Source organism: Mycobacterium sp. E342 (assembly GCF_001667665.1).
Classification (GTDB): domain Bacteria; phylum Actinomycetota; class Actinomycetes; order Mycobacteriales; family Mycobacteriaceae; genus Mycobacterium.
The window spans coordinates 1-11,472 of the sequence record NZ_LZJM01000232.1 but is presented as its reverse complement, the minus strand read 5'-3'; the positions used below and the strand labels follow the sequence as shown (position 1 = coordinate 11,472).

Sequence of the window (11,472 nt, the reverse complement as noted above, 5' to 3'; positions counted from 1 at the left end):
GCGCTCAGCCGGTCAGTGCTGGCTCGCCGGCTGCGGCGAGGCGGCTTCCCTGCGGGACTCCAGCATCCGGTTGCGGACGATGTGCTCGACGAGGATCGGCACGAAGGTCTGGACGGGGGCGTCGACGAACTGCTCGGCGGCCTCCTCGGACCAGCGCTTGATCTGGGCGGTCCGCTGCTCGTCGCCGAGCCCCTCGTGGCGGGCCAGCTTGTCGGCGACGTCGGCCACGGACCGGGCCACCGTCGAACGGCTGTGCTGCGGCACCGCGTCGTCGGCGGGCATCCGGGCCTGCTCGAGCGCTTGACGGGCGACCTCCTCGCCGGCGTCGGGGCGGACGACGTGCAGCGTGAGATGGTGGCCGTCCTCGCCGATCAGGATGACGCTGGACGGTTCGTCGCTGGTGAACGCCAGCAGTTCGACCGTGTGGCCGCCGATCTGCACCAGCGGCGGCGTCTCCTGCCAGCCGTTGCGGCGATAGCCCACCATCGCGACGGGGCCCAGACGCTCGAACACCGACGCCAGCAGGCCGGGCAACTCGTCGACCAGGTTCGTGGTTCGCGGCCACCAGGCACCGTCGATGTGTTCGGAGACGGACCGATAAGGCTTGAGCTGTAAGCGATTTTCCATGTGCACGCCTCAATCGTGGTCGGGGCGGTCGGAACCCGACAGGGTCGGCCGCACCGAAGGGGTGGGACTTTGTGCCCTTTCGGGTCCGGTCGCCGGCTCGACGCCGAGCCAGCGCCGCTGCACGCTGTGTGACGCGCGCAACATCAGGTCGGGTGCGACCGCGGACAGGGAGCTGGCCGTCGCCGCGGCCAGCAGCCCCTGGCCCCAGGCCAGCGGGTCCAGCGGCGTGCAACCGAACAGCTGGCTCAGGCCCGGGGTGCTGATCACCACCGCCAGTGCGCCCAGCGAGCCGACCGACGTCAGCACCACCAGCGGGGCGCGGGAGTCGACCAGGGTCTGGGTGAGTTGCGCGCCCACCAGCGCGACCAGCGCGACGGTGGCCGCGCGCTGCGGCGGGCCGGTCACCCTGGCCATCGCCCAGCCCGCGGTGGCGCCGATGGTGGTCGCGGCGCCGCGGATGCCGATCGCTCGCCACATCGCCGCCTCGTCGCGGTCCACCTCGTCGGTGCCTACCTGGGGGCTGACGGCCAGCGCGGCGGCCGGCAGCGCGTCGGTCAGCATGTTGACCAACAGCATCTGGCGGGCGTTGAGGACCGAACGCCCGGTCAGGATGGTGGTGATCAGGGCGAAGCACACCTCACCGAGGTTGCCGCCCAGCAGCATCGACACCGCCGATTGCACGCGCCGCCACAGTTGCTCGCCCTCGTCGAGGGCGTCGAGCAGCGCCTCGATCCGTTCGTCGAGCAGCACCACGTCGGCGGCCGTGCGGGCCGCGTCGCTGCCACGCGCCGCCACGCCGATGCCTACGCTGGCCGCCCGGATCGCGGCGGCGTCGTTGACGCCGTCGCCGACCATGGCGGTCACCAGCCCGGCCCGCTCGAGGGTCTGCACGACGTCGATCTTGTGTTCCGGCGTCATCCGCGCGAAGACCACCCGCGTGGCCGCCGCGGCGGCCCGCCCGTCGGCGGAGAGCGCCTCCCAGTCGCTGCCGGTCATCACCTGGTCGGCGGTGACGTCGAGGCCCATCTCCTGGGCGATCACGGCGGCGGTCGCCGGGTGATCGCCGGTGATCAGCCGGACGCCGATGCCGCGTGCTGCGAGTTCCTTCAGCAGCCCTGGGGCGGCGGGGCGCGGGGTGTCGGCCAGGCCGAGCAACCCGATCGGGGTGAGCCCGGAGGAGCACAGCGCCTCCAGGCGGTCGGGATCGGCCGCCGCGGCCGCCGCCTCGTCCGTGCTGAGTTGGCGCTCGGCGACCGCCAGTACCCGCAACCCCTTGGCCGCCATCTCGTCGACCTGCTGCGTCAAGGCGTCGCCGTCGTGCAGCAGCGCCGACGCGAGCACCTCGGGTGAGCCCTTGATGGTCAGTCGGGTGCCGACCAGCGCGGCCGCGAACGGCCGGCCGGACTGGAACGGCAGGAACGCGTCGCGGGTCAGCCGCTGCGGCCCGGAGCCGTCGCCGCGGAGCGCCGGATCGTCGGCGGCCCGGTGTATCGCATCGTCGGTGGCGTGGTCGACGCGGTGGGTGTGCCTGGCGTAGCTGGTGCTCAACGCCGCGTCCAGCACCGCACCGGGGGTGTGGCCCGGCATCGGCCGCACCGCCTTGACCTTCAGCCGGTTTTCGCTCAGCGTGCCGGTCTTGTCGAAGCACACCACGTCCAGCCGGGCCAGCGCCTCCACTGAGTGGGGGTTGCGGATCAGCACCGATTCGCCGGTGAGCCGGCGCGCGGCGGCCAGCTGGGCCAGCGTCGCCACCAGGGGCAGGCCCTCCGGGATGGCGGCGACGACCAGCGTGACCGCGCTGGACACCGCCTCGCGCAGCCCGGTGCCCCGCGCCACGCTGAGCAGTCCCACCAGCCCGCCGCTGGCCACGCTGAACGGCAAGGCTCGGCGGGTGATGTGCCGCAACTGCCGCTGCAGCCCGATCTCCTGCAGTTTCCTGGGGGCCATCGCCAGTGCCCGGCGCATCTCCGACCGCGAGCCCACGGCGGTCACCACGGCCACCGCCGTGCCGGCGACCACCGTCGTGCCGGCGTAGAGCATGCAGGTCCGTTCGGCCAGCGGTGCCCCCGGCGTGGGTTCGGTCTGTTTGGCCACCGGCAGCGATTCGCCGGTCAGCGTCGACTCGTCGACCTCCACGTTCGAGGCGTGCAGCAGCCGGGCGTCGGCGGGGACCACCTCGTCGGCGTGGACCTCGATGATGTCGCCCACCCGCAGCCACTTGGTCGGCACCTTCTCGCGGCGCTGCTTGTCCAGCGGGCCCACCCGCCGTCGCGCTGGCGGATCCTGCACGGCCAGCAGGCGATTCAGGGTGCGTTCGGCGTGCAGCTGCTGCTCGGCGGACAAGGCGGCGTTGACCAGCAGCACGCTGCCCACCAGCACCGCGTCCAGCGGGGAGCCGAGCAGCGCGCTGGCCGCCGCGCCGGTGGCCAGCAGCGGGGTGATCGGGTCCGCGAGGTCGCCGCGCATCTCGTCGGCGAAGTCGCGGATGGTGCCCCAGGACGCCGCGCCCGCGTCGTGCAGTGCGCGAAGCGGCCGCACCTGCCGCCACCACGACGCGGCCGCCTCCACGCGGGCCTCCTCGGTGGGGCGGGGCAACAGCCGCTGCACCTCGGCGACGGGCAACGCGTGCCAGTCGTGGCTGGTTTCGGGCTCCGGCAGCGGATCCCGGAGGGTCTTGACGGCCGCCCGGTACCCGAACCACAGGCTGGCCACCATGCCGACGTTGACCGAGGCCGAACTGCGCCCGGGCACACCGGGAATCAGCATCAGCGCGCCGATCGCCGACGCCGACGCGGACAACCGGACGGCCCCGTCGGTGGCCGCGCGCGCGGCGGGCAGCGCGTGCAACAGGCGCCAGGCCCCCGTCAGGTCGTTGGCCATCACGTCGGCCGCCCAGGGCGGGGAATGTCCGGGCCGCAGCAGGCCGATCGTCACGTCGGACCGGTGGGCGGCCCGCATGTCCGACGTGGTCAGCAGGGCCACGGTGTTCCCCGCCGCCTTCAGCTCCGCCACGGCCGCCGCCACCGCGTGGTCGATCGACCCGCCCGGCTCGGCCGCGGGATACAGCTGGTCGAAACCCTGTGCCAGGGAACGCAATCCGTCATCGTCGAGGGAATAGACCCGGGGTTGTGACCGCCGCGCCTCGGTGAGCACCGCCGCCGCGAGCGGGTCGCGGATCGGGCTGACGAGCGCCTCGCCGACGTCGCCGGCCCCGTCGATGTCGGCCAGCCGGTGCCACCCCGGCTGCAGGCCGTCGTTGTCGAGTGCGGCACGGACCGCTTCCCAGGCGTGGGCGCGCGCGGAATTCTCCACCCCGAGCACGCGACTCACCGTCAGTTCGTCGGTGTACAGCGCCCGCGGGTCGACCATGATCGCGTCGATCCGGTCGAGCGTCCGCAACACCCTGGGGCGCAGCACCAGCGCGTCGTGGCGGCCGGACAGGCCGAGGTTCATCGTGCAGCCGAACGCTTCGCGCACGGTCCGCAAGGGCTTCGGGACGGCGGCCAGCGCGGCCGCGCCGGCCGCGTCCGGGTTGCGGGTGAGCAGGCCGACCGCGGCGGCGGCGCCGAGGCCGGCCAGGCCGGCGCGGTTGGCGTAGCGCTCCGCGGGCCCGTCCGGCGGGGCCGGGTTGCCGACGGGGGCCGAGACCCCGTCGTCGGCCACCGGCCGCTCGGCCAACCCCGGCTCGTGCCGGAGCCAGGCCAGCCTGCCGTTCCACGCCTCGGCCGCCAGCATGGTGCGGGTGGCTGCCTCCGCGGCCGCCGCCGTGGGCGACAGCGTCAGGGCCGCGGAGGTGGCGTTGACGATGCCGAACAACACATCGGTGCCGTCGGGCCCGAGGCGACGCTCCAGCTCGCGGCGCAACCGCGGCAGGTGGTCGGCCACGGTGGGCGGCACGGCCACCAAGTCGGGGAGCCGGGGCAGGCGCAGCAGGCTGCCGGTCAGCGAAAGGCCGAAGCCCACCGAGGCCGCCGTGGCCGCCACCATCCGGCCCATCAGCAGCGCGTCGTCACCCGGCAGGCTGGCCGGCAGGGCCGGACTCGCGCGCCGTCCGCCGCGTCGTTCCGCGGCGGCGACGCTGCGGCACAGGGTGGCCGCCGAGGGCCCGTCGGCGGCCACGGTCACCACCACCCGCGCCAGCGTGCGGTTGAGGTAGGCCTGCTGCACCCCGGGCATCGCCCGGACGGCCGCCAACACGTCGGTGGCGATCGCCGGGCCGTGTTCGCCGTCGAGGCCGCGCACCTCGATCCACCGCCTAGGCCCGTTGTCGCTGACGCGCCGGGCCGGGGGGCCACCCACCGCTTCGAGGACCGCACCCGCCGCCGCGCGGGTCAGTGCGGGAACGTCCGGCGTGGCGTGCACCAGCGACTTGCCCACGCTGGCCGCGACATGCCCGCCCAGCAGAGCGGTGCCGGCCGCGAGCTCGGTGCCGACCGCGGCGACCCGCAACGGTGCCATCAGCAAGCCCAGGCCGGGCAGGCCGCGTCGTGTGCTCACCGTGTTCTCCGGGCTCGGGTCGATTGTCAGTGCCCCCGGTTCCGCAAGGGTTACAGCGGCAGCTTAACGGGCGGTAACGCGCGCGGGAAAAGTCATTGAGGCCCTTTTCGTGGGGCTTTCGTCCCTTGTCAAATGCGCTCGCGTTGGCCACCGTTGCGCTATGCGAAGCGCTTACCACCACCAGCTGGCCGAGCTGACCGTCCAGCTCGGCGAGATGTGCGGCCTGGCCAACGACGCCATGCGGCGCGCCACCGATGCCCTGTTGGAGGCCGACCTGGACGCCGCCGAACAGGTGATCCGTGAGCACGACCGCATGGTCGAGATGCGGGCGCAAACCGAACGGGAAGCGTTCGCCCTGCTGGCGCTGCAACAACCGGTCGCCGGTGAGTTGCGGGCGATCTTCAGCGCTATCCAGATCATCGCCGACATCGAACGCATGGGCGCGTTGGCGGTGCACATCGCCAAGATCGCCCGGCGCGAGCACCCGAACCGGATACTGCCCGACGACCTGCGCGCGTGCTTCGCCGACATGGCGAAGGTGGCAATCACGTTGGGCGAGAGCGCGAAACAGGTGCTGATCTCCCACGACCCGCAGCAGGCGGCCCGGCTTCGCGAACAAGACGACGCGATGGACGAGCTGTACCGCAACCTGTTCAGCGCGCTGCTGGACGAAGGCTGGCGGGACAACATTCCCGTCGCGGTGGACTGCGCCTTGCTGGGCCGCTTCTACGAGCGCTTCGCCGACCATGCCGTGGAGGTCGGCCGCCGCGTCGTCTTCATCGTCAGCGGCGATCTGCCCACGCCGGACGAGATCTCGACCTACTGAGCGGCGCCGGTGAAGCCGGGCTGGGAAGATAACGTCGTGCAGGGCACACCGGACATCCAGGGCCGCGTCTGGCGCCACGGTAAGCCGCAGGAAGACTTCACGTTCGACGACATCTCCGGATACCTGGGCGAGCCCGACACCCTGGTCTGGGTGGATCTGTGCGCCCCGGATCACGACGCGTTGTGCGGCCTGGCGGCCGAGCTCGGCCTCAACACGTGGGCGGTGGAAGACGCCGTGGCGGCGGCCGAGCGGGTGAAGGCCACCGCGTACGAGACGCACACCTTCTTCACCGTCTACGCCGTGGGGGTCGCGGAGGAGGTGACCGACGAGCCGCGGCGCATGCTGTCCATGCAGCGGATCTCGGCGTTCGTGCTGCCGCGCGGCCTGATCACGGTGCGGTTGACGCAGGACTTCGACGTCACCCAGCTCACCCGGCGCTGGGACGAGATCGGCGCCCAGCAGTACGGCGTGGGCGCGCTGGTGCACGGGTTGCTCGACGTGGTGGTCGACAGCCACTTCGCCGCGGTGGAGGCCCTGGACGACTGCGTCGAGGCCATCGAAGACGAGCTGTTCGACGGCACGCCGCGCCGGGCGAGCTTTCAGCGCCGGACATTCCAGATGCGCCGGGACCTGGTGGCGCTGCGGCGGGTGGCGCTGCCGATGCGCGAGGTCGTCAACTCGATCCAGCACCACCGCCGCGAGGTCGGCACCGCTCCGGAACTGGACCCGCTGTACGCCGACCTGTATGACCACGTGCTGCGCGTGTCGGAGTGGACGGAGTCGTTGCGGGACATGGTCACAACCATTTTCGAGACCAACCTGTCCCTGCAGGACGCCCGGCTGAACACCATCATGAAGAAGCTGACCGGGTGGGCGGCCATCATCGCCGTCCCGACCGCTATCACGGGCTTCTACGGCCAGAACGTGCCCTATCCCGGCTTCGGCCATCTGGCCGGATTTCTTGCGAGTACAACTCTGATTGCCGTGCTGATGGTGGTGATCTACGTGATGTTCAAACGGCGGGACTGGCTATGACCGCTGACCTGCTGGCGGGTTCGGAGGCCCCGAAGGCGATGCTGGTCGCCGCCGCCCCCCTCGACGAGGTGCTGCGCCGGCTGGACAGCTCGGCCGCCGGGTTGTCCAGCCCGGAGGCCGCCGCCCGGCTGACGCGCTACGGACCCAACGCGGTACGCACCCACCGTGTCAACGCCTTTGCGGTGCTGGGTCGCCAACTGCGCAACGCGGTGCTCATCCTGCTGGCCGCTACCGCGGTCGTCTCGTACTTCCTGGGCGACAGCATGCAGGCCGTCATCATCGGCATCATCCTGGCGGCCAGCATCGGCCTGGGCTTCATCAACGAATACCGCGCCGAGCGGGCCGCCGCCGAACTGCACGCCAGCGTGCACCACAACGCGCTGGTGCGCCGCGACGGAGAGTTCGTCTCGCTCGCCGTCAGCGAGCTGGTGCCGGGCGACGTGATTCGGCTGTCGCTGGGGGAGGCGGTGCCGGCCGACGTCCGGCTGATCGACGTCACGGGCCTGGAATGCAACGAAAGCATCCTGACCGGGGAGTCGACCGGATCGGAGAAGGCGCCGCATCCGGTGCCGGCCGGAACCGACCTGGCCGACGCGAGCGACCTGGCCTTCATGGGCACGATCGTCAGCGCCGGCGAGGGCACCGGCGTGGTGTACGCCACCGGAAAGAACGCCGAATTCGGCCGGATCGCTTCGGGTTTGGACGAGCATCCGCCCGAAACCGGTTTCCAGGTCGGGCTGCGCCGGTTCTCCTACCTCCTGCTGCAGGTCGCCGTCGCGCTGATGGTGATCATCTTGATCAGCAACCTGCTGCTGGCCAAGCCGATCATCGACTCGGTGCTCTTCTCGCTGGCGATCGCGGTCGGCATCACGCCGCAGCTGCTGCCCGCCGTCGTGAGCACCAGCCTGGCCACCGGGTCACGCCAGCTGGCCAAGGCGAAGGTGCTCGTCAAGCGGTTGGTCTGCATCGAAGATCTCGGTGACATCGACATCCTGATCACCGACAAGACGGGAACCTTGACGGAGGGGCGGATCCGGCTGGTGGACGCCGTCGACGCCGGCGGCGCGCACAGCGACCCGGTCCGTCGGCTTGGCCTGCTGGCCACCGACGTGGACCCGGAAGCCGCTGGCGCCAGCGCGAATTCGCTGGACGCCGCACTCTGGGAATCCGCCGGGGCGCAGCAGCTGGTGGGCGGGGCCACGCGCCGGGTCGCGCTGCTGCCGTTCGACCACGAACGCCGCGCGACGTCGGCTCTGGTCGAGGACGACGGGAACCGGGTGCTGGTGGTCAAGGGGGCGCCCGAGCAGGTGCTGGCCCAGTGCCGGGCCGTCCCGGCGGCGGCGGAGGAGTCGCTGGCTGCGTTGTTCGCCGCCGGCCGCCGGGTGGTGGCCGTGGCCACCAAACCGGCGCCGGGGATCACGACGCTCACCCGGGCGGACGAATGCGAGCTCTCGCTCGCGGGGTTCCTGGTCTTCGCCGACGAGCCCAAACCCGCCGCGCGCCAATCGCTATTGGAGCTGGCCGAGCTGGGCATCGAGCTGAAGATCGCCACCGGCGACAACCCGAGAGTGGCCGAAAAGGTCTGTGAAGAACTGGGTTTGGCTTCGAAGGGCACCATCACCGGCGCGCAGCTCGAGCCCCTGGACGACGCTGCGTTCGCGTACGCCGCGCAGCACCACACCATCTTCGCGCGCATCTCCCCCGAGCAGAAGGCGCGGCTGATCGCCGCGCTGCGGCGCGAGGGGCGAGCCGTCGGCTTCCTGGGTGACGGGGTCAACGACGCGCTGGCGTTGCACGCCGCCGACGTGGGGATCTCGGTCGACAGCGCCACCGACGTGGCGAAGGACGCCGCCGACGTGGTGCTGCTCGAGAAGGACCTCGGTGTGCTGGCCACCGGCGTCGCCGAGGGCCGGCGCATCTTCGCCAACACCATCAAGTACGTGCTGATGGGCACGTCGAGCAACTTCGGGAACATGTTCAGCGCGGCGGCCGCGTCGGCGCTGCTGCCGTTCCTGCCGATGCTGCCCAGCCAGATCCTGCTCAACAACCTGCTCTATGACTCCTCGCAGCTGGCGATCCCCACCGACAGGGTCGACGCCGAGCAGCTGCACGCGCCGTCGCACTGGGACGTCGCGTTCATCCGCCGGTTCATGCTGATCTTCGGCCCGATCAGCTCGTTGTTCGACTTCCTGACGTTCGGGTTGATGCTGGGCGTGCTGCACGCCGGCGCGATCGAGTTCCGCACCGGTTGGTTCGTGGAATCGCTTGCGACGCAGACGCTGATCATCTTCGCGATCCGCACCCGCAAGGTGCCGTTCTTCCGCAGCCGGCCCAGCGCGTTGCTCGCCGTCACCACCCTCACCGTGGTCGCCGTCGGCGCCGGGCTGACGATTTCGCCGCTGGCCCACACCCTGGGCTTCACCCCGCTGCCGTGGCAGTTCTTCGCCGTCCTGGGCGCGTTCGTCATCAGTTACCTGGTGTTGGTGGAGCTGGCCAAGCTGCTCTTCTACAGCGAGCCGAATCACCTCAACGGGCAGCCGCATCGCGTCCGCGGAAACGCGTTCCGCATCCGGCGCCGGGCCGCCCGCTATCACTACATCGAGCGGCGGATGCGAAGGCGGGACGGGGCTTAGTTCTCGACCTGGAGAGTCGGCAGATCCGAAAGGCCCTGCTGGATTCCCCGGTCGAGCTTGTCGATCAGGGTCGTGCTGCCCGCCGGGGCCGTCTCCTGGCAGGCGCAGCTGAGGGTGGTGAAGGGGCTTGGGTCGGCGTTCGCCGATGCTGCCGACCAACTTGCAGCGCCGAGGGTGAGTGCAACGCCGACCAAAAGTTTAGGAATCATTTGGCCTTCGAGTTCTCGAAATTGGTTCAGGCTTAATTTTACCGGCGCGCGTGTCACGAGCCTGTCAACTGGCTGTTAACTTTCAGGCCTGGGCGCCGTACTTCGGGCAGTACGCCCGGATGCTGACTCCGACGAAGTAGCCGGCGTGGTAGCCGTCGAGGTGGCTGTTGGTCATGACGTCGTTTGCCACCTGTTCCGGCGCTTCGCCGGACTCGAGCCGCTGGCACACCAAGTGACCCGATCGGATGGCCGTTTCGGGTGATTCGTAGTTGATGCCCTTGGCGGTCAGCGCCGCGAGGAAGGCGTCATCGGCGGCCGTGGCGTGGGCGGACGGAGTGGATCCCAGGACACCCAGCAGCCCCATCGCCGGGACGACACCGGCGGCCGACAGCAACAGCAGCAGGCCGGGGTTGCGGATCTGGGTCCTCGTCATTTCTGATACTCCCGTGACATCGAAGTGCCGTTGCTCGCTGACAGCGGGGGCTGCCCGGATAGTTGCACGTTGCGGTGTCGCACGGTGCAGGATCAATCATATTGCGACCATCGCCACACCCGGCTTTGCTCCGGCCTCGGTCCCGTCGGTGCGCTGACGGGATGCCATACGTGCGTTGGTTGGCGCTGGCCGTCGTGGCGATGTGCTTGGCGGCCTGTGGTGTGCGGCATGTGTCGGCGGCCAGCGCTCGGGATGCCTCCGGGACATTCCGTTCCGGCGGCATGGACCGAACTTACCTGCTGCACGTGCCACCGGGTAGCCCGGTCGGCCTGGTGCTGAGCCTGCACGGCGGCGGCGGCAGCGGAAACGGGCAGCGGGGCCTGACCGGTTTCGACGCCGTCGCCGACGCCCACGACCTGCTGGTGGTCTATCCCGACGGTTACGACAAGAGCTGGGCCGACGGTCGGGGGGCGTCGCCGGCGGATCGCCGGCATGTCGACGATGTCGGCTTCCTGGTGGGGTTGGTGGGCAAGCTGCAGAACGACTACGGCATCGCCCCGGGACACGTCTTCGTCACGGGGATGTCCAACGGCGGCTTCATGTCCAACCGGCTGGCGTGTGACCGCGCCGACGTGTTCGCGGCGGTCGCGCCCGTGGCGGGCACCCTGGGCGTGGGTGTGGCGTGCAATCCGTCGCGGCCGGTCTCGGTCTGGGCGGCGCACGGCACCGCCGACCCGCTGGTGCCGTTCAACGGCGGTGTCGTGCGCGGCCGCGGCGGGGCGAGCCACTCCATCTCCGCCGACAGCATGGTGAACAAGTGGCGCGCCGCCGACGGGTGCCAGGGTGATCCGTCGGTGCAGGCGCTGCCCAACGTCGGGGACGGCACCGTCGTGCACCGCTTCGACTCCACGGCGTGTGCGGCGTCCACCGAGGTGATCTTCTACCAGATCGACAGCGGCGGGCACACCTGGCCGGGCGGCAGGCAATACCTGCCGACGGCGATCATCGGGCCCACCACCCGGGCGCTCGACGGGTCGGAAGCCATCGCGGAGTTCTTCCTGGCGCACGCCCGGGACTAGTGGCTGCGGGTCGCCACCATCGGGCAGTGGCGATCGCGAGCGCGGCGTAGCCGGGCGCTGCGGGTCGCCACCATCGGGCAGTGGCGATCGCGAGCGCGGCGTAGCCGGGCGCTGCGGGTCGCCACCATCGGGC

General features: G+C 71.1%; 8 protein-coding genes. 4 read left to right on the top strand and 4 right to left on the bottom strand.

The window, feature by feature from the left end; translation table 11 throughout:
* Nucleotides 1-12 precede the first annotated feature (12 nt).
* Entirely contained in the window at nucleotides 13-627 is a 615-nt protein-coding gene (locus tag A5692_RS17850; RefSeq protein WP_068058202.1) for a DUF5994 family protein, read from the bottom strand.
* Nucleotides 628-636: 9 nt separating this feature from the next.
* Nucleotides 637-5,085, bottom strand: a complete 4,449-nt coding sequence (locus A5692_RS17845) for a cation-translocating P-type ATPase (protein ID WP_068058243.1) — start codon at nucleotides 5,083-5,085, stop codon at nucleotides 637-639.
* 199 nt (nucleotides 5,086-5,284) lie between these two features.
* Between A5692_RS17845 and phoU the strand changes: the two genes are divergently transcribed.
* The 3 genes from phoU to mgtA are packed head-to-tail and all read left to right on the top strand — an operon-like array spanning nucleotide 5,285 to nucleotide 9,618.
* The gene (gene phoU, locus A5692_RS17840; RefSeq protein WP_067919678.1) at nucleotides 5,285-5,950 is read left to right on the top strand and encodes a phosphate signaling complex protein PhoU; all 666 of its coding nucleotides are present in this window, start codon (nucleotides 5,285-5,287) and stop codon (nucleotides 5,948-5,950) included.
* Nucleotides 5,951-5,986: 36 nt separating this feature from the next.
* On the top strand, nucleotides 5,987-6,985 hold the full coding sequence (locus A5692_RS17835; protein WP_068058241.1) for a magnesium transporter CorA family protein: 999 nt from the start codon (nucleotides 5,987-5,989) through the stop codon (nucleotides 6,983-6,985).
* Nucleotides 6,982-9,618, top strand: a complete 2,637-nt coding sequence (mgtA, locus tag A5692_RS17830; protein WP_068058201.1) for a magnesium-translocating P-type ATPase — start codon at nucleotides 6,982-6,984, stop codon at nucleotides 9,616-9,618. The genes A5692_RS17835 and mgtA overlap by 4 nt, the downstream gene beginning before the upstream one ends.
* Here mgtA and A5692_RS17825 read toward each other — a convergent pair.
* Both A5692_RS17825 and A5692_RS17820 read right to left on the bottom strand, forming a co-directional pair.
* Nucleotides 9,615-9,884, bottom strand: coding sequence for a hypothetical protein (locus tag A5692_RS17825; RefSeq protein WP_231984360.1), 270 nt, complete (start codon nucleotides 9,882-9,884; stop codon nucleotides 9,615-9,617). The two genes, mgtA and A5692_RS17825, sit on opposite strands and share 4 nt — an antisense overlap.
* 25 nt (nucleotides 9,885-9,909) lie before the next feature.
* The gene (locus A5692_RS17820) at nucleotides 9,910-10,260 is read right to left on the bottom strand and encodes a DUF732 domain-containing protein (RefSeq protein ID WP_068058197.1); all 351 of its coding nucleotides are present in this window, start codon (nucleotides 10,258-10,260) and stop codon (nucleotides 9,910-9,912) included.
* 161 nt (nucleotides 10,261-10,421) lie between these two features.
* Here A5692_RS17820 and A5692_RS17815 point away from each other — a divergent pair, with 161 nt between their 5' ends.
* The gene (locus A5692_RS17815) at nucleotides 10,422-11,339 is read left to right on the top strand and encodes a PHB depolymerase family esterase (RefSeq protein ID WP_068058194.1); all 918 of its coding nucleotides are present in this window, start codon (nucleotides 10,422-10,424) and stop codon (nucleotides 11,337-11,339) included.
* Nucleotides 11,340-11,472 lie beyond the last annotated feature (133 nt).